This is a genomic window from Kitasatospora acidiphila, from assembly GCF_006636205.1.
In the GTDB taxonomy this organism is placed as follows: Bacteria; Actinomycetota; Actinomycetes; order Streptomycetales; family Streptomycetaceae; genus Kitasatospora; species Kitasatospora acidiphila.
Window position 1 is genome coordinate 8,103,839 of sequence record NZ_VIGB01000003.1, and the last position, 18,532, is coordinate 8,122,370.

Below are 18,532 nucleotides of genomic sequence, written 5' to 3' on the forward strand. Positions count from 1 at the left end.
CGGGCAGGAGCTGACGCAATGGCCGCCGGCCGGCGCGGAACCGGTCACCGGGCTCTACGACACGCTCGCCGCGGCGGGCTACGAGTACGGGCCGTCCTTCCAGGCCGTGCAGGCGGTGTGGCGCCGCGGCAACGAGGTGTTCGCCGAGGTCACGGTGCCGGACGCGGCCCGGTTCTCCGTCCATCCGGCCCTGCTGGACGCCGCGCTGCAACCGCTGGCGCTGCTGGCCGGCACGGAAGGCGAGGTGCGGCTGCCGTTCTCGTTGGGTGGGATCGCGGTCCACCGCACCGGCGTGACCTCCGCGCGGGTGCGGCTGACGGTGGTGCGCCCCGGCACGTACGCCGTCCAGCTGGCGGACCGGTCCGGCGAGCCCGTGGCGACCATCGAGGCGCTGACCACCCGTCCGATGGCTGAACGCGGCCCGCTGTACGCCCTCGACTGGACTCCGCTGACCCCCGGTGAGGGCCCGCTCGGCGACGCCGTCGTCTCGCCCGGCTCGGTCGCCGAGGCGCTGACGGCCGTTCAGGACTTCCTGGCCGGGCCCGGCGAACGGCTCGTGGTGCGCACGCGGGGCGCGGTCGCCGTCGTTCCCGGCGACGGGGTGAGCGACCCGGAAGCCTCGGCCGTCTGGGGCCTGGTCCGGTCCGCGCAGTCCGAGCACCCCGGCCGGTTCGTGCTGGTGGACGCCGACGAGCTGCCCGACGGTCTGTCGGTCGGCGACGAGGACCAGCTGGCGGTGCGTCAGGGGGCCGTCTACGTACCCCGGCTGGTGCGCTCCGCACCGGAGGCGGCCCTCGACGGACGGCTGACGCAGGCGGGCACGGGCAGCCTGGACGACCTCGCCTTCCTGCCGTACGAGCAGGCCCTGCCCGGGCCCCGGGAGGTGCGCGTCGCCGTGCGGGCGGCGGGCCTGAACTTCCGGGACGTGCTGATCGCCCTCGGCGTCTACCCGGACCCGGCGCTGCTCGGCAGCGAGGGCGCGGGCGTCGTCACCGAGGTCGGCGCCGAGGTCACCGGGCTGCGGCCGGGTGACCGGGTCGCCGGGTTGCTGCCCGGCGCGTTCGGCCGGGAGGCCGTCGCCGACCACCGGGTGTTGGTGCGCATCCCCGACGAGTGGCCGTTCGCCCAGGCCGCCACCGTGCCGATCGCGTTCCTGACCGCGTGGTACGGCCTGCGCGACCTGGGCGGGCTGCAGGCCGGTGACCGGGTGCTGATCCACGCCGGTACCGGCGGCGTCGGTATGGCGGCGATCCAACTGGCCCGGCGGCTCGGGGCGGAGGTGTTCGCCACGGCAAGCCCGGGCAAGTGGGACGCGCTGCGTGACCTGGGGCTGGACGAGGACCACATCGCCTCGTCCCGGACCCTGGAGTTCGAGCAGAAGTTCCCGCCTGTGGACGTGGTGCTGAACTCGCTGTCCGGTGAGTTCCTGGACGCCTCCCTGCGGCTGCTCGGGCCCGGCGGGCGGTTCGTGGAGATGGGCAAGGCCGACATCCGGCCCGGCGTGCTGGCCTTCGACCTGGCCGACGCGGGACCGGAGCGGCTGGGGGAGATCCTGGCCGAGGCCGTCCGGCTGCTCAGCGCAGGCGAGTTGAGCCTGCCACCGCTCACCACCTGGGACGTCCGCCGTGCGCGGGACGCCTTCCGGTTCATGAGCCGGGCCGCGCACGTCGGGAAGATCGTTCTCACTGTTCCGGTGGATTTCGATGCGGCCGGTACGGTGCTGGTCACCGGTGGTACGGGGACGCTGGGGGGTCATGTGGCCCGGCATCTGGTGGTCGAGCGGGGTGTGCGGCACCTGTTGCTGGTGAGCCGTAGCGGTGGCGGTGCGGCGTTGTGCGAGGAACTGGCGGGGCTGGGCGCGCAGGTGACCGTGGCCGCGTGCGACGTGGCGGATCGGGACGCACTGGCGGCGGTGCTGGACGCGATCCCGGCGGCGCATCCGCTGACGGCGGTCGTGCACGCGGCCGGGGTTCTCGACGACGCGGTGGTCGAGTCCCTGACTCCCGAGCGTCTGGCCGTGGTCTGGGAGCCCAAGGCACGGGCCGCCTGGCACCTGCACGAACTCACCCGGGAACGGGATCTGACCGCCTTCGTCCTCTTCTCCTCGACGTCAGGGGTGTTCGGTGCCCCCGGACAGGCCAACTACGCCGCCGCGAACGCCTACCTCGACGGCCTGGCCGCCTACCGGCGTGCCCTGGGCCTGCCTGGCGTGTCGCTGGCCTGGGGCTACTGGGCCGAGGCCAGCGGGCTGACCGGGCAGATGTCCGAGGCCGACGCTGAACGCCTGGCCCGCGCGGGGCTGCTGCCGATGGCCACCGACTACGGACTCGGGCTGTTCGACGGGGGCTTGGACACCGCGGAACCGGCGGTGGTCGCGGCCCGACTCAAGGTGTCCGCACTGGGCGACCGGCCGGTGCTGCGCGCGCTGGCACGCGCCCGCAAACCGGTGCGGACCACCGCACTGGCGGGCGAGCTGGCATCGCTCCCCGAGACCCGGCAACGCGAGATCCTGCTCGAACTGGTCCGCACCCACGCCTCGGCCGTGCTGGGCCGCAGCGACGAGATCGGTGGCGACCTGGCCTTCAAGGACCTCGGCTTCGACTCGCTGACCGGAGTGGAGCTGCGCAACCGGCTGTCCACGGCGGTCGGGACCCGGCTGCCGGCGACGATGGTCTTCGACCACCCGACCCCGGTCCGGCTGGCCGAGTACCTGCGTGAGGTGGTCCTCGGGATGGAGCGCCGGACGGTCGCGCCCGTGCCGGTCGGTGTCGCGGTGTCGGGTGATCCGGTCGTGGTGGTGGGGTTGGGGGCCCGGTATCCGGGTGGCGTGGGGTCGGCGCAGGAGTTGTGGGGCTTGGTGTCGGGTGGGGTGGATGCGGTCGGGGAGTTCCCGCCGGACCGTGGATGGGACGTGGGCCGACTCTATGATCCGGCCGGTGCCCCGGGACGTCGTACACGCGGTTGGGCAGTTTTCTGGGGGATGCGGGTGGCTTCGACGCGGCGTTCTTCGGGATTTCGCCGCGTGAGGCGTTGGCGATGGATCCGCAGCAGCGGGTGCTGCTGGAGACGGTGTGGGAGACGTTCGAGGATGCGGGGATCGATCCGACGTCGTTGCGGGGCAGCCAGACGGGCGTGTTCACCGGTATCTGGGCATCCGGCTACGCGGGCGGAGTGGACCAGATCTCGCGCGACGCGGACGGCTACGTGGCCACCGGCACGGCGACGAGTGTGACCTCCGGGCGGGTGTCGTACCTGCTGGGGCTGGAGGGTCCGGCGGTGTCGGTGGACACGGCGTGCTCGTCGTCGCTGGTGGCGATCCACCTGGCGGCGCAGGCGCTGCGCTCGGGGGAGTGCTCACTGGCCCTGGCCGGCGGGGTGACGGTCATGGCGACACCCGCCGCCTTCATCGACTTCTCCCGCCAGCGGGGGCTTGCCGCCGATGGGCGGGTGAAGGCGTTCGCCGAGGCTGCTGATGGTACGGCGTGGGGTGAGGGCGCCGGCCTGGTGCTGCTGGAACGCCTGTCGGACGCTCGCCGCAACGGCCACCGGGTGCTGGCGGTGGTGCGGGGTTCGGCGGTCAATCAGGACGGGGCGTCCAATGGGTTGACCGCGCCCAACGGTCCGTCCCAGGAGCGGGTGATCCGTCAGGCCCTCGCCAATGCCGGGTTGGCGCCGTCCGAGGTGGACGCGGTGGAGGCGCACGGCACCGGCACCACCCTTGGCGATCCGATCGAGGCCCAGGCACTCCTGGCGACCTACGGTCAGGGGCGCACCGAGCCGTTGTGGCTGGGGTCGGTGAAGTCCAACATCGGGCACACCCAGGCGGCCGCCGGTGTGGCTGGTGTGATCAAGATGATCATGGCGATGCGGCACGGTGAACTGCCGCCGACCCTCCACGTGGACGCGCCGACCTCGCACGTCGACTGGTCGGCGGGCCAGGTCGCACTGCTCACCGAGGCCCGGTCGTGGCCGGAGACGGGGCGTCCCCGCCGGGCCGGCGTGTCGGCGTTCGGCATCAGCGGCACCAACGCGCACGTGATCCTGGAGGCAGCGGCCACGGATCCGGAGACGCCCGCCCCTGTTGCCGCCGTGCCGGTGCCGTGGCTGCTGTCGGCCAAGTCCGAGCAGGCGCTCCGGGCCCAGGCCCGCAGGCTGCAGGCGTACGCGGCCACCGCCCCCGACACGGACGCAATCGGCGCCGCGCTCGCCGCGCGGACCCGGTTCGCCCACCGGGCCGTGGTGACCGGACCGGAGGCACTGGCGGCCCTGGTGCGCGGGGAGGCGCATCCCGGGCTGGTGACCGGAGAGGCCCGCGACTCGGGTAAGTCGGCGTTTGTGTTCTCCGGTCAGGGTGGTCAGTGGGTGGGGATGGGTCGGGGTCTGTATCGGGTGTTCCCGGTGTTTGCGCGGGTGTTGGACGAGGTGTGTGGGTTGTTGGGGTTGCCGGTCGAGGTGTTGTTCGAGGATGCGGAAGGGGTGTTGGGGGAGACGGAGTTCACGCAGGGCGGGGTGTTCGCGTTGCAGGTGGCGTTGTTCCGGTTGGTGGAGTGGTTGGGGGTTCGGCCGGATTTCGTGGTGGGGCATTCGGTGGGTGAGGTGGCGGCGGCTCATGTGGCGGGGGTTTTGGGGTTGGAGGATGCGTGTCGGCTGGTGGGGGCGCGGGGTCGGTTGATGCAGGGGTTGCCTGTGGGTGGGGCGATGGTGTCGGTGCAGGCGTCGGTGGAGGAGGTGGTGGGGTCGCTGGTGCCGGGTGCCGAGGTGGCGGCGGTGAACGGGGTGGATGCGGTGGTGGTGTCGGGGGACGAGGCTGCGGTGGAGTCGGTGGGTGAGGTGTGGCGTGGTCGTGGGCGTCGGGTGCGGCGCCTGTCGGTGAGTCACGCGTTCCATTCGGCGCGGATGGATCCGGTGTTGGACGAACTCGCGGAGGTGGCTGCGGGTCTGTCGTTCCGTCAGCCAGCGATCCCGGTGGTGTCCACGCTGACCGGACATCCGGTGGACATGGGGGTGCCCGGGTACTGGGTGCGGCAGGTGCGGGAGCCGGTGCGGTTCGCGGACGCGCTGGAGTGGTTGAAGGACCAGGGTGTTACCGGCTTCGTGGAGGTGGGCCCGCATCCGCTGCTGCTCGGCAACGGGTTGATGCGCCGTCATGGCGATTCCGTGGAGCGGTTGTTCGCGGGGTTGGGGCGTTTGTGGGCGGACGGCGCGCTGAACTGGGCGCCACCGGTTGGGGAGTTGGGCGGGCGGGTGCCTTCGTACCCGTTCCAGCACCAGCACTACTGGCTCCAGCCCACCACCCCGTCGGAGGGCCTCGACACGCCCGACCACCCGCTGCTGCGGTCCCTGGTGAAGCTCCCCGACGGGCAGGGCGTGGTGCTGACCGGGAAGCTCTCCACGTCCGTCCACCCGTGGCTGGCCGAGCACACCGTGCTCGGTTCGACGCTGCTGCCCGCGATGGCGTTCGTGGACATGGCCGTCCACGCCGGCGAGCACACGGCCAGCCCCGTACTGTCCGAGCTGGTCCTGGAGGCGCCGCTCGTGCTGTCCGAGCGCGACGGTGTGCACGTGCAGGTCACCGTCGGTGCGCCCGACGACACCGGACACCGACCCGTCACCGTCCACTCCCGCACCTCCGCCGAGCCCGACGAGTGGACCCGCCACGCGACCGGCGTGCTCAGTCCGCCGGCGGACCGGGCGACACGGGCCGATCGGACGGCCGTGCCCGGGGCGGACGACAGCGAGGCCGCGCCGATCGACATCGGCTCGCTCTACGACCGGCTCGCCGAAGCCGGCTACGACTACGGGCCGACCTTCCAGGGGCTCACCGGCATCCGGCGGCACGGCGAGGACCTGCACGCCGAGGTGAGCTTCCCGGCGGACCCCGCGCAGCTCACCGGTTACCGCGTCCACCCCGCGCTCCTGGACGCCGCCATACAGCCGCTGACCCTGCTCGCCGGCCTCGCGGCCGAGGACGGCGGCGCCGGCGGCAGCCCGGCGCGGCTGCCCTTCTCGTTCTCCGGTGTGTCGGTCACCGGGTCGGCCGCGACGGTCCGCGTGGTGCTGCACCCGACCGGGCCGGACACCTGCGCGGTGCGGATCACCGACACCGCCGGGATGCCGGTCGTGAGCATCGACGAGATCGTCCTGCGGCCCGTCGAAGCGGCGGGTCACGGGGCCGGGCGCCGGCCGAACACGCTGTTCGCCGTTGACTGGACCCCGATGGCGGCACCGGACGGCCCGGACACCGAAACGGTCCTCCACGAGGTCGTCGGCGAGGGCGAACCGGTCGCGGCCGCCCACGCGGTGACCCGGGAACTGCTCGGCAGGGTCCGGGAGTTCCTGGCCACCGACACGCCGGTCCGGCTCGTGGTCCTCACCGGCGACGACCTGGCCTCGGCCGCCGCCCGCGGCTTCCTGCGCAGCGCGCACAGCGAGAACCCCGGGCGGATCCTGACCGTCCGGCACGACGGCACGGCCGCCTCACGACGGGCGATCCCCGCCGCGGTGCGCGCCGCCGTGAGCGACGGCGAGCCCGAGATCCAGTTGCGCGACGGAACCGCCCTCGTGCCGAGGCTGGTGAGGGCCGCCCCGACCGGGCCGGCCGGGCCCCTGGACGGCGCGCCCCTGGACGGCACCGTGCTGATCACCGGCGGCACCGGCACCCTCGGCGTCCTGGTCGCCCGGCACCTGGTCGCGCGGCACGGCGCCCTGCACGTGGTGCTCGCGAGCCGCCGCGGCGTCGAGCCGCCCGGGCTCCGGCAGGAGCTGGGCGCCGCCCTCACCGTGGTCGCCTGCGACGCCGGTGACCGCGGGGCACTGAGGGATCTCGTCGCCTCGATCCCCGACCTGCGGGTCGTCGTGCACGCCGCCGGGGTCGTCGACGACGCCCTGGTGGGATCGATGACACCGGAGCAGATCGACACGGTGCTGCGCTCGAAGGCCGATGCCGCGTGGCACCTGCACGAGGCCACCGAGCACCTGGACCTGCGGGCGTTCGTGCTGTTCTCCTCGGCGTCCGGGGTGTTCGGCGCCCCCGGGCAGGCCAACTACGCCGCCGCGAACGCGTTCCTCGACGCGCTCGCCGAGCACCGGCACGCGCGCGGTCTGCCGGTCACCTCCCTGGCCTGGGGCCAGTGGGCCGAGTCCAGCGGCATCACCGGGAACCTGACCGAGGCCGACCACCGCCGGCTGGCGAGGACCGGGATGCTGCCGCTGGCCACAGCGCAGGCCCTCGACCTGTTCGACACCGCCCTGGCCGGCGAACGCCCGGCGCTGGTGCCGGTCCGCCTCGACCTCGCGGCGATCGACACCCCGCCCGCGCTGCTGCGCGGACTCGCCCGGCCGCGGCGCGCGCCGGCCCCGGCGGCCGGCCCCGGCGACCTGCGGGCCAGGCTCGAAGCCCTGCCCGAGCCCGAGCAGCGCGCCCTGCTGCTCGACCTGGTCGTCACGCACAGCGCGAGCATCCTCGGGATGGCCCCCGGCGGGATCGACGACCCGCGTCAGCTGTTCCGCGACCACGGCGTCGACTCGCTGACCGCCATCGAGCTGCGCAACCAGCTCAACGCGGTCACCGGGCTCCAGCTCCCGGCGACCCTCGTCTTCGACTTCCCGACGCCCGAACAGCTCGTCAACCACCTCTACGGGCAGCTGTGCTCGCCGGAGAACCGGGTCGCCGGGCCGATGGAGCGCCTGCTGCGCAAGGCCGTCGACGTCGGCCGCGCGCAGGACGGCCTCGACCTGCTGGCCACGGCGTCCCGGCTGAGCCCGGCCACCGACGCGCCCAAGGCCGAGGTGGTCGCCCTCGCGGCCGGCTTCCTCCAGCCGTCGCTGGTCTGCCTGCCGTCCGCGCTGGCGTCCAGCGGCATCGAGGAGTACGGGCGGTTCGCCGCGGCGCTGGAGGCCGCCCGCGACGTCACGGCGGTCACGCTGCCGGGCTTCGCCGGCGACCCGCTGCCCGCAGACGCCGACGTCCTGGTCCAGGCACTCGCCGAGGCCGCGTCGGCCGTCGCCGCGCCGGTGCTGGTCGGCCGTTCGGTGGGCGCGTGGCTGGCGCTGGCGACCGCCAGGGAACTGGAACGGCGGGGGGCCCGGCCCAGCGCCGTGGTGCTCATCGACGGCTACCCCGACGACCTGCCGGGTGTGCTCACCGGCATGCTCGACGCCGGCCACCAGGTCCAGCCGGTCGACGACGACCGGCTGGTGGCCATGGGCCGCTACCTCGATCTGGCCGGCGCCCCGGAGCCCGTCACCGCGCCGGTGCTGCTGGTGGGCACCGGGAAGCGCTCGTGGCCCCGGCTGTCCACCACCGCCCAGGAGGTGCTCACCGTCTCGGGCGACCACTTCACCGTACTGGAGGAGCACTCCGCGGCCACGGCGCTGGCCATCAGCACATGGCTCCTCGACTTCAGCGGATACGGGGCCGGGTTGTCCGCACTCAGGGGAAAGGACTATGCATGATCTGGGACAACGTCTACATCGGCGGAACGGGGCGATACCTGCCGCCCCGCACGCCCGCGACGCAGGCCGTGCCGGACACCGAGACCATGCGGCGGCTGCTCGCGCTGTCGGACTTCGTGTCGTTCACCCGCTCCGACGACGTCACCGAGCACGCGATGGCCGTGCACGCGGCGATCGGAGCCCTGCGCGAGTCCGGCCTCAGCGGCGCCGACATCTCCATGGCCGCCTACGCCCAGATGGACCACCAGGACCACATGGCGTCCTCCTGCCACCTGCAGCGCGTCCTCGGCCTCGGCCACGCCCTCGTCTACGAGGTCGAGGCGACCAGCAACGGCGGCTCGGCCGCGCTGCAGTCCGCCGCCGCGCACCTGGTGGCCGACCCGGCCGCGACCGCGACCCTGGTCACGGCTACCGCCCGGTTCCTGCCGCCGCGGTGGGAACGCTGGCAGCCCACCATCGGGATCTTCCTGGCCGACGGTGCGGTCGCGGCCGTGCTCAACCGCGAGGGCGGCCGGGCGCGGCTGGTCGCGACCGCCAACAGCTCCGCGACCCAGATGGAGGTCCTCGCCACCCCGACGATCCCGGACCCCGAGGGCCACCGCAACCGTACGCCGATCGAGGTCACCGGCCTGGCCCCGTATCTGACGCTGATGAGCGGGGCACTGGTCACCGCGGTCGAGCAGGCCGCCAAGGAAGCCGGCGTCAGCGTCGCCGACATCACCAGGTTCGTCGTCACCGGTCTGGGCCTGGCCCAACTGGAGGTCGTCGTGCTGGAGCCGCTCGGCATCGACCTGGGCCGCACCACCTGGCCGATGCTGCGCGAGCTCGGCCACGTCGGGCCGTGCGACCAACTGCTCGGCATGGACCACCTGCTGCACGACGAGACCCTCAAGCCCGGCGACACCATCATGTCGATCGGCCTCGGCATGGGCTCGCGGTTCACCGCGTCCCTGCTGGAGGTCACCGAGCCGCCCAAGCCCCGCACGACCACCACCTTCACCGAGCCGGTGCGCGCGCAGGCCCCGCCCGCCGACGCGTATGTCATCGACCCCTCGGGCGGCGACATCTTCGGCGAGGCCGCTGCCTTGCGCGAGCGCGGCCCGGCCACGCCCGTCGAACTGCCCGGTGGCGTGTCGGCCTGGGCCGTCACCGGGCACGACCTGGCGAAGAAGCTGCTGCTCGACCCGAAGGTCTCCAAGGACGCGAACAAGCACTGGCCCATGTGGCGCGACGGCGACATCCCGCCGGACTGGCCGCTGATCATGTGGGTCGCGATGCAGAACATGTTCACCGCCTACGGGGCCGACCACACCAGGCTGCGCAGCCTGGTGGCCAAGGCGTTCACCCCGCGCCGTATCGAAGCGATGCGGCCGCGCGTCGAGGAGATCACGGCCGGCCTGATCGCCGACCTGGCCACGGTGCCGCCGGGGCAGACGGTCGACCTGCGCGCACGGTTCGCGTTCCCGCTGCCGATCCAGGTCATCACCGAATTGTTCGGGGTGACCGTGCAGACGGGCGCGGACCTGCGGCGGCTGGTGGACGCGGTGTTCAGCCTCGACGCGGACCCGGCGGGCGTGCAGGCCGCCTCCGGCGAGCTGTACATGCTGCTCAAGGAACTCGCGGCCGCCAAACGGCGCGACCCCGGCGACGACATGACCAGCGACCTGATCGCCGCGCAGGAGGCGGACGGCACACGACTGTCCGAGCGGGAACTGCTGGACACCCTGCTGCTGACCATCTCCGCCGGTTTCGAGACGACAGTCAACCTGCTCGACCACGCCGTCCACGCGCTGGCCACGCACCCGTCTCAGCTCGCCCTGGTCCGGTCCGGGACCAGCACGTGGGAGGACGTGGTGGACGAGACCCTGCGCTGGCAGGCGCCGGTGCCGAACCTGCCGCTGCGGTACGCCGTGGAGGACATCTCCGCGGACGGCGTGCAGATCCGCAAGGGCGAGGCGATCCTGCTGTCCTACGGCGCGGCCGGCCGCGACCCGGCGCAGCACGGGGCCGACGCGGAGGACTTCTCCGTCACCCGGCCGTCGCGGGCCGACCACCTCACCTTCGGGCACGGCGTGCACTACTGCCTCGGCAGCCCCCTGGCGAAGCTGGAGGCGACGACGGCGCTGTCCGCGCTGTTCTCCCGGTTCCCCCGGCTGCGGCTGGCCGTCCCGTCGTCCGAACTCGAGCCGCTGGGTTCCTTCTTCACCAACGGGCACAAGACTCTGCCGGTCATCCTGGAGGAGAGCTGATGGCCCATTTCGCCTTCGTGAGCGCGCCCGCGTCCGGGCATGTGAACCCGACCCTGCCGCTGGTCGAAGAGCTGGTCCGGCGCGGTCACCGGGTCAGCTACGCCACGGGACCAGCCACCATGGACGCCGCCCTCGCCGCCGGGGCGTCGCCGGTGACCCTGCCCTCGCAGCTGCCGCCCGACATGGCGGCGCGGGGCGAGTTCACGGCGGAACAGCTCGCCGTGACGATGGAGTACTACCTCGACGACGCGCGTGCCTCTTTCCCCGTCCTGGCCGAGCACTTCTCGGCCGACCCGCCGGACGCGGTGTGCTACGACTCGGTGACCTTCACCGGGAGGATGCTGGCGAACCTGCTCGAGGTGCGGGAGATCTCCCTGGTGCCGACCTTCGCGGAGAACGAGTCCTTCTCGGCGGCGCAGGTGTACTTACCGGCCGACTTCGACCACACCAACCCCCGGCTGGTGGCCGCGATTCAGGACATGGGGAAGTTCGCGCAGGGCCACACCTTCCTCGAGGACCCGAACCTGATGTTCGGCTACGTGGCCCCGACGAGCCTGGTGTTCATCCCCCGCGAGTTCCAGATGTCGGGGGATGCCTTCGACGAGCGCTTCCACTTCGTCGGGCCGTCGCTGAGCAGCCGGCAGACCGCTGAGGAGTGGAGCCCCCGGTCGCAGGCCCCGGTGCTGCTGATATCGCTGGGAACCGTCTTCAACGACCGGCCCGAGTTCTACCGGACCTGCATCGAGGCGTTCGGGGACAGCGACTGGCAGGTCGTCATGGTGGTGGGCGGGCTGGACCAGGAGTCGCTGGGCCCGATCCCGGCGAACGTCGAAGTGCACGCGCACGTGCCGCAGGTGGCGGTGCTGCGACACACCGAGGTGTTCCTGAGCCACGCCGGGATGAACTCGGCGATGGAGTCCCTCTACCACGGGGTGCCCTTCGTGGCGGTGCCGCAGATCCCGGAACAGCGGGCGATCGCCCGGCGGGCGGAGGAGCTGCAGGTCGGCAGGACGCTCGCCGAGCCGACCGTGCAGGGCCTCCGCGACGCCGTCCAGGACGTCCGGTCCTGCCGCCCCTGGGCGGCGGCCCTGAGCCGGATCGTGCGCGGGGCGGGCGGCGCGTCAAAGGGGCGGACGTCCTGGAGAAGCTGCTGACGCGGTAGCGGCCGGACTCCACCGGGCAGTCCGCACCCGCACCCCGCCCGGTGGAGCCCGTTCCCGCGCTCGGACTCGTACGGCGTGCTCGGGTTGGGCCGTGGATTGGTCTGTTCGGGTGAAGTCACAAGTTCGGGTGCGGGAGGAATGCCAAGCTCCAGTTCAAGGTGTCGGAGGTCCAGGCCTGGGTCAAGCAGCAGAGGATGCGGGCTGTGTAGGCATGGGAGGCACGGCCACCCAGAACTTCCAAGGCGCGACGGCCTACGGCGCCAGGCCCGGGGAATTACGTGATCGTCCACACACAAGCCGCCATCGGAGCCCCGGGGCGACAGCCCGGCGGCACCGTTCGACGGAAACTCTGCGTAGTTCGGCGCGTCGTCCAGTAGTGAACACGCGACACCTCTAACAGGCGGGCTCACCAGTCCCGGCACCCGGTAGGGCCTGTCCACAGCCTTCCGCGGATCACCTCAGTAACCTCGCCAGACGTTCTCGAAGGCGGCCTGCTCGATCGCGCGCCTTTGACGCATGGCCTCCAGGTGCATCAGTGCGTCGTGGACGGAGGCAAGCACGGTGTCCACGCCCTCGTCGTCCACACTCGGGGGGTCCACCGCCTGCGTGCGGTCCCCACCGCGGAGCCCGAGGGCCGCCGCGAGGGCGGTCAGGACGGGCTCGTCGGAGGCCCGACGGGCGGCCGCGGCGCGCCGCTCCGCGGAATCGGCCAGCACGATCCGACCGGCCAGGAGGGGGATGCCGCGGCGGGGCTGCCGATTGAGCAGCCCTTCCGATTCGAGGGTCGCCAGATAGGCTGCGGACAGGCCGCGGCCGCGGCGCCACAGCCAGTCCTCGACCGACTCGTACGGCGTCTCGCGGACCAGCGCCGCTGCGGCCTGGTCCAGCAGGGGATCGGCCGTGGTAGGGCGGTAGCCGGGCACGATGCGATCGTCGTCCAGGCTCAGTGCCCGGGCATCGAGGAGATCGATCACCTCGGCCCCGGCGAGCGCCAGTGACAGGTCGCCTTGTTCCACGGGGTGGCTGGGCGCCACGTCCACGGCGGTGATCATCAGATCCCGTGCGGTGGTCATAGGGCAGTTCACCTCGATCCGGAGAGTCGGCACGGCAGGCCGAGGACGTACCCGGCCGCCTCACACCTTGTCGAGCCGTTGCACGCCTCCGTGCAGGCCACAAGAGCGTCGAGGAAGTCCTGCCCCATCGCTGGATTCATATCACTGACTGTAACTCAGCAAGCCTGCGTGGTCATGATGCTGGAGCGCCCATCGGCTCCGAGGCCTACGCCACCGCATCGACGGGCGACTCGTTGCCAGGCAGCGGCGCTGCCTGCGGCCGGCCAGCCCGCTGTGTGAGGGCGGGTGTGCTCGGTGGCCGCCTCCCACAGCGGGCGGAAGATGCCCCATGACCAACAGAGGTGGGCGAGGAGGACCACGGCACCGATCACGGAACTCGCGCCAGGCCCTCGCAGCCGACCATGATCCGGGCCTGGCTGGGCGCGGCGTGCTCCGCCCCCGCACCCGTGGCCAGCGCCAAGGGCTGCGCTGGACCAGCCCCTGCCGCCTGCCCTGCGCCGCCGGATCCGCCGCCAGGGCCGTGGCCGGCCCCGCCGCCGGCCCGTCACCACACCGGCCGGACCGTGGACGGTCCGGCACTGGGCAGTTGCCATCGAGAAGGCTGGCCAGTACCCGTGCCGGGCGGAGCCGCCTGCCGATCCGGCCTGCACCCGTGCCGGGCGGAGCCGCCTGCCGATCAGCCTGCACCCGGTGCCGCGTGCTGCCCGCCACCGCGATGTCACCACCTGCCGACGAAGACCTTGTCGCCCACCTTTCACGACCGGGAAGCGCTGGCCGGGACCACGCGGTGCCCGCACCCGCCGCCGAGCCTCGGTGCCAGCAGCGGCAGGGCACGGGCACCAGCCGCCTGAACTCGTCTGGCCCTACCAGCAGGGCCAGACGACGAGGCGTGCGTCGCGGCTCGGTCTCACCGGCGCCCGTTACCACCAGCGGTAACGGGACTGTCCGGGGGAGAGTACGAACGCGGGCTCGTGCCTGGTCCAACCTGGGCGGCAGGGATGGAGTAGCAGAGGCTTAACCACTCTGTTCTGGAGATCTGAAACACGGCCGGCTGCGGTTGGCACCGGTGGCCAGGGCCAGACCGCTGTCACCGGTGTTAGCGGTCTGGCTCACACGACCCGGCCCGGGCTGCGAGACTGGTGATCATGACCGACCGCCGCACTCTCGCGATGCCCTTCTCCGAGCCGGCCGCCGACGCTGCCGTGCCAGCCCTGTCCGGCGGGCGCCGGCTGCTGCCGGTCGAGCAGGGCGCCGACTTCCGCCAGCCGCCCAGCGAGACCGCGGCCGTACCCGCTCCGGCCCGGCGTCCACTCGGGGCCGGCGGCCTGACCTTCTCCGACCCGGACCGGCAGATCTGACCGGCCCGTCCGTCAGGCCGCAGGCCGCTGACCTGCGGCGGTTGACTGGTGGGCTCACATGTCAAGGTGTTGCGTATGCCGCAAACAGATCCCGAGGTCTGTTACACAGAGTAGTCGAAACCTGGCCGGCCTCACCGACCCGGAGGGCAGCCAGTGCATCGGCCTGCCGAAGACGAGTGAGGACGCCCCGGGGTTCGCGCCGGAGAACGCCACTGGCGCGATGGCCAAGGTCTTCCTCGACACCGACTGCGCGGGTGACGTCTTCTACGTCATGCACCCGGGCAAGAGGCTCGGCGGCCGGCTGAAGCTGCGGTCCGTGACCTTCTACTGATCCGAGCCCGACCGCTGATCCCTGCTCGGCTGCTGGGGTGACCCGGGCGTGCTGGTGTCCTGCTGCCGCCGCCCCGGCATCCGCGGCCTCACCGCTTGCGCGCCAGGGTCACCCCGTCGCGGACCGGCAGCATCACCGCGTCCACCCGGTCGTCCGCCGCGATGAACTCGTTCAGCCGGCGCATCGCCAGGTGGTGCTCCTCCTGGTAGGCCGGGTCCAGGGAGCGACCGCCGAGCAGGACGTTGTCGAGGACGACCACCCCGCCCGGGCGCAGCCGGCGCAGGATCTCCTCGTAGTACGCGGGGTAGTTCTGCTTGTCCGCGTCGATGAAGGCGATGTCGATGTGCGGCTCGTCCGGCAGCGCCTGCAGGGTGTCGAGGGCGGGGGCGATCCGCAGGTCGATCCGGTCGGCCACCCGGCACGCTCCCAGTGCTCCCGGCCGATGGCGGCCCACTCGGCGTTGGTGTCACAGGCGAGCAGGCGGCCGCCCTCGGCCAGGCCGCGGGCGATGCAGAGGGAGGAGTAGCCGGTGAAGACCCCGACCTCCACGACGTACTTCGCACCCAGCATCCGCACCAGCATGGTGAGCAGCGCGCCCTCGTCGGCCGTGACCTGCATCCCGGCGGCCCGGCCGGTGGCTTCCCTGGTCCGCTCGGCGAGGTCGTGGAGCACCTGGTCGGCGGGGTGCAGTGGCGCAGCAGGTAGCCGTCGACCAGCGGGTGGACCGGCTCCAGCTCGGCGCCGTCGACCGGCGCGGTCCACTCGACGGTGAGCTCCTCCTGGGTGGCGAAGCGCACCAGGTGACGGGCGACCACGTCCTGGACCCGGCTCAGTGCCTCGGCGTCGGCCGCGGCCGCGATCAGTTCCAGCTGTCCCCACGAGGGCCTGTCCGGCCCTCGAAGGCGGCCTCCCCGACACGCGATGAGCCCGCATGGTCCGGTGTCGCGTATTCGCAGCCCAGGGTCCAGTGTTGTCACCGAGAGTGGTCGCCGGGTGCGTATCGACTCCACGGAGCTCCGACCTCGGTGGCGACGTAGGCGGTGGTGACCTCGGTGTAGCCGAGTGCCTTGGCGACGACCGGCGGCGGCGCGTGTTGGAGGTAGTGCCGGAGGGCTGTTACTCGGGCGGATCTGGGGGAGATGCCTGCTGCCTGTAGGTGTTCGCGGAGAGCGCCGGGCTCATCGGCTGCCCGGCCTGGCGGCCGGGGAACAGCCAGCAGGCGCTCCGGGGACTGGCATGGCGCAGTCGTCCGTCGGCCTTGAGGTGCGCCCGGATGAGGTCGGCGACGGGCTCGGGCAGCCGGGAGGGCGGGTCGCCGAAGGCGCTGGTGAGGGTGGAGCCGTTGTCGGCGATGTGGTCCGTGGTGAGCCGGACCAGCCGGGTGAGCCCCGGCGGGGCGGCCGGCTGACCGCAGGGCCTACCGATGGCCGGGGCTCCTCGGCCACCTGGGCGAGCAGCACGGTTGCGCGCTGGTCGATCGAATGATCTTGACGACTGCGCCAGCTGCTCATCGACCTGCCGGGCAGCGGCTGGGCGCCGATCGCGGACCTTGCCTGGCTCTCCGCTTCCTGCAGGCGGCCTTGCGACTCCCCCCACCCGCCGGGCACCGCGGCATACGGCTCCGCTGACCTGCGCCGGATGCACGTCGGCCGCTACCGCGTGCTGTACGAGGTCACCGAGGCCACCGTCACCATCGTCGTGATCCACCTCGGCCGGATCGGCTGACCACCCACACCAGGTCCGGGTGCGCGAGGGCTGACCGAAGTACCAGCCGTACATGGTCTGGGGAGGTCGAGCGACCGCCGCGACGCCTACGACGCCGGCGTGGCGAGGGTGTCGTCGATGATGATCTCGGGGGCCGGGTCCGTCGCGTTACGGGTGCCCTTGATGGTGTCCAGCGCGTTGCCGACCGCGTTGTAGACCCGCAAGGCGGCTTCCTTGCTCACCGGTCCGTCCGGGTCCGCCCAGCCCGGATGGGCCCACTCGTCCAGGTATTTCACGTAGCTGACGACCTGAGTTCCGGTCAGGTTGACCCGGATCAGGCCGCGGGCCCCCCTTTCTCCGTCCAGCCGATCGCCGTTGACCTTGCTGAACGTGCTACTGGTCCCGATGTTGCCATCACCTCAGGTCTCCTTCCAGAGCCCTCCGGCATGACCAGCGAGATCGACGCCACTCCTGCGGCCTTGGTCAGCCTGGTGTCCTGAGAGGCCGGAGTCTGAGTGGAGGCACCGCAACCGGTCAGGGCAGCGCAGCCCAGAGCGAGTGCGGCAAGGCGCAGGAGACAGCGGTGTGAGATCAGCACGGCGTCATGATCAGCGCTGTATGGCTCCTCGGGAAGCGTTTCACTCGTTGATCACCGAAACGAGGTGACCTTCGTGTCGCGTTGACGGACTACACGAATCGCTGCAGGGGGAGGAGTTCGGCCAGCTGCGCCCGGACCGCCCTGCGCGCCGCCCGCCGGATCCTCGCCGTCCTCGGCGCGTACTTCACACCTATCGAGGCCGCGCTGTAAGCGGTAGCCGGGCCGACCGTTCGAGCCGAGCCGGTACACGATTGACCCGCAGCCCAGCACCGCCTCGGTGATCGCCATCGCCGGCAGTGGCGCGTGGCCCGTGAGGCCCGTGGAGGCGGCTGTCAGCCGTTGCTTCGGCCGCCGCGGGTCCACAGCATTCGGGAGGGCAGGTTGAACCGGGTTGAGAGCCGGTAGGTCTGCGGCGGGGTGTTGCTGACGAATTCCTTGTACGCCATCGCTCGCTTGCCGGTCAGGCAGGCCCTGCGCGGGGTGTCGTCGGGGCGGGTGAACTGGACGACGCCGTCGTGGCGGCCCAGGCTCACCGGCTGGTGGAGGTAGCCGAAGCGGAAGGGCTTGGGTGCGCGCCCGCGCAGGGTCCGGGTGATCTGGTCGGCGGCGTGGATGCCGGTGGGGATGCCGCTTTGGCAGGTGCCGTGCACGACGCCGTAGGACTGGCGCACCGCCGCGGCGTCGCCGATCGCCCAGACCGAGGCGTGCGAGGTGGAGCGCAGGCTCGGCTCGGTGAGTAGCCGGCCTCGGTCGTCGGTGGCGATGCCGGCGTGGGCGGCCAGCGGCGGGACCCGGACGCCGGCGGTCCAGACGGTGGCGTCGCTGTGTACGAGTTCGCCTGCGGCCAGCTCGATCCCGTCCGGCAGTACCTTGGTGATCTCGACGCCGGTGCGGACCTCGACGTTGAGCCGGGCGAGGGCGGCGTCCAGGTGGGCCCTGGCCTTCGGGCCCATCATCGAGCCGGGCCGCTCCCGGCCGAGCAGCACGACGCGCAGCGCCGGGTGGCTCTCGGCGATTTCGGCCGCGGTCTCGACACCGGTCAGTCCGCTGCCGCTGACGGTCACGGTGCCGCCGCCCGCGGCGTTCAGTTCGGCGAGCCGCTCGGCCAGCCGGGTGGTGGCGCCGTGGCCGTCCAGGGTGTAGGCGTGGTCCTCGGCGCCCGGGACGGCGGCGGTGTCGGTGATGCTGCCGAGTGCGTGGACCAGGGTGTCGTAGCCGAGGGTGCGCACGCCGTCGGCGGTGCGCAGCGCGACCTCCTGCCGCTCGGCGTCGATCGCGGTGGCCCGCCCTTCGACGAACCGGATGCCGGATCCGGCGACCAGGTCCGGGATCCGCAAGTCGGTCAGCTGCTGGCCGGCCGCGCTCTGGTGCATCCGCAGCCGCTCGGCGAACCGCGGGGTCGGGTTCACCAGCACGACCTCGGCGCCGAGCCCGCGGGTGCGGCGGGCGAGGCGCACCGCCGCCGCCATGCCGGCGTAGCCGGCGCCGAGGACGAGGATGCGGTGCGGGGCGGCGGGGGTGGCGGGGGTGGCGGTCGAGCGGGTCATGGCGGGCTCCCTTGGTGGCTGACTCATCCGTTGTTCGCCTCACGGACGGGACAGC

The 18,532-nt window shown here is 72.5% G+C and carries 9 protein-coding genes and 4 pseudogenes; 7 read left to right on the forward strand and 6 right to left on the reverse strand.

Translation table 11 applies throughout. From position 1 onward, the window contains the following. Positions 1-67 precede the first annotated feature (67 nt). The 4 genes and pseudogenes from E6W39_RS43840 to E6W39_RS38155 all read left to right on the forward strand — a co-directional run. Positions 68-5,694: pseudogene (locus E6W39_RS43840) on the forward strand (SDR family NAD(P)-dependent oxidoreductase); the annotation flags it as partial. Positions 5,695-5,727: 33 nt separating this feature from the next. Continuing rightward, positions 5,728-8,454: pseudogene (locus tag E6W39_RS44440) on the forward strand (type I polyketide synthase); the annotation flags it as partial. Continuing rightward, the gene (locus E6W39_RS43850) at positions 8,451-10,703 is read left to right on the forward strand and encodes a cytochrome P450 (protein WP_181799646.1); all 2,253 of its coding nucleotides are present in this window, start codon (positions 8,451-8,453) and stop codon (positions 10,701-10,703) included. The pseudogene E6W39_RS44440 and the gene E6W39_RS43850, both read left to right, overlap by 4 nt. Further along, positions 10,703-11,857 (forward strand): macrolide family glycosyltransferase, encoded by a 1,155-nt coding sequence (locus E6W39_RS38155; protein WP_220140328.1) that lies wholly within the window; start codon positions 10,703-10,705, stop codon positions 11,855-11,857. Before E6W39_RS43850 ends, E6W39_RS38155 begins: the two co-directional genes overlap by 1 nt. A 467-nt stretch (positions 11,858-12,324) precedes the next feature. Here E6W39_RS38155 and E6W39_RS38160 read toward each other — a convergent pair whose 3' ends face one another. Then, the gene (locus E6W39_RS38160; RefSeq protein ID WP_141637358.1) at positions 12,325-12,939 is read right to left on the reverse strand and encodes a GOLPH3/VPS74 family protein; all 615 of its coding nucleotides are present in this window, start codon (positions 12,937-12,939) and stop codon (positions 12,325-12,327) included. A gap of 1,145 nt (positions 12,940-14,084) precedes the next feature. On the opposite strand from E6W39_RS38160, the gene E6W39_RS38165 reads away from it, so the two are divergent. Further along, entirely contained in the window at positions 14,085-14,297 is a 213-nt protein-coding gene (locus tag E6W39_RS38165) for a hypothetical protein (protein WP_141637359.1), read from the forward strand. 419 nt (positions 14,298-14,716) lie between these two features. Here E6W39_RS38165 and E6W39_RS44445 read toward each other — a convergent pair. Beyond that, a pseudogene (locus E6W39_RS44445) lies at positions 14,717-15,246 on the reverse strand (O-methyltransferase). A gap of 152 nt (positions 15,247-15,398) precedes the next feature. Next, a pseudogene (locus E6W39_RS44450) lies at positions 15,399-15,638 on the reverse strand (DUF2218 domain-containing protein); the annotation flags it as partial. 263 nt (positions 15,639-15,901) lie between these two features. Between E6W39_RS44450 and E6W39_RS43320 the strand changes: the two are divergent. Together E6W39_RS43320 and E6W39_RS42445 are read left to right on the forward strand one after the other, a co-directional pair. Continuing rightward, positions 15,902-16,036: a hypothetical protein gene (locus tag E6W39_RS43320; RefSeq protein WP_267286727.1), complete on the forward strand. Its 135-nt coding sequence runs from the start codon at positions 15,902-15,904 to the stop codon at positions 16,034-16,036. A 131-nt stretch (positions 16,037-16,167) separates the two neighbouring features. After that, entirely contained in the window at positions 16,168-16,353 is a 186-nt protein-coding gene (locus tag E6W39_RS42445; protein ID WP_267286785.1) for a type II toxin-antitoxin system RelE family toxin, read from the forward strand. An 86-nt stretch (positions 16,354-16,439) separates the two neighbouring features. On the opposite strand, the gene E6W39_RS38185 is transcribed toward E6W39_RS42445, so the two are convergent. The 3 genes from E6W39_RS38185 to E6W39_RS38195 all read right to left on the reverse strand — a co-directional run bounded on the left by E6W39_RS38185 (position 16,440) and on the right by E6W39_RS38195 (position 18,477). Beyond that, positions 16,440-16,628 carry a hypothetical protein gene (locus E6W39_RS38185; RefSeq protein WP_141637360.1) on the reverse strand — a complete coding sequence of 63 codons (189 nt, stop codon included), beginning with the start codon at positions 16,626-16,628 and terminating at the stop codon, positions 16,440-16,442. 353 nt (positions 16,629-16,981) lie between these two features. Beyond that, positions 16,982-17,218, reverse strand: coding sequence for a hypothetical protein (locus E6W39_RS38190; protein WP_141637361.1), 237 nt, complete (start codon positions 17,216-17,218; stop codon positions 16,982-16,984). 44 nt (positions 17,219-17,262) lie between these two features. Continuing rightward, positions 17,263-18,477 carry an NAD(P)/FAD-dependent oxidoreductase gene (locus tag E6W39_RS38195; protein ID WP_141637362.1) on the reverse strand — a complete coding sequence of 405 codons (1,215 nt, stop codon included), beginning with the start codon at positions 18,475-18,477 and terminating at the stop codon, positions 17,263-17,265. Between the last annotated feature and the right edge of the window lie 55 nt (positions 18,478-18,532).

Coding starts and splice junctions, on each gene's coding strand:
- E6W39_RS43850 (WP_181799646.1), top strand. CDS start 8,451: ATGATCTGGGACAACGTCTACATCGGCGGAACGGGGCGATACCTGCCG.
- E6W39_RS38155 (WP_220140328.1), top strand. CDS start 10,703: ATGGCCCATTTCGCCTTCGTGAGCGCGCCCGCGTCCGGGCATGTGAAC.
- E6W39_RS38160 (WP_141637358.1), bottom strand. CDS start 12,939: ATGACCACCGCACGGGATCTGATGATCACCGCCGTGGACGTGGCGCCC.
- E6W39_RS38165 (WP_141637359.1), top strand. CDS start 14,085: ATGACCGACCGCCGCACTCTCGCGATGCCCTTCTCCGAGCCGGCCGCC.
- E6W39_RS43320 (WP_267286727.1), top strand. CDS start 15,902: ATGAGGTCGGCGACGGGCTCGGGCAGCCGGGAGGGCGGGTCGCCGAAG.
- E6W39_RS38190 (WP_141637361.1), bottom strand. CDS start 17,218: ATGGCGATCACCGAGGCGGTGCTGGGCTGCGGGTCAATCGTGTACCGG.
- E6W39_RS38195 (WP_141637362.1), bottom strand. CDS start 18,477: ATGACCCGCTCGACCGCCACCCCCGCCACCCCCGCCGCCCCGCACCGC.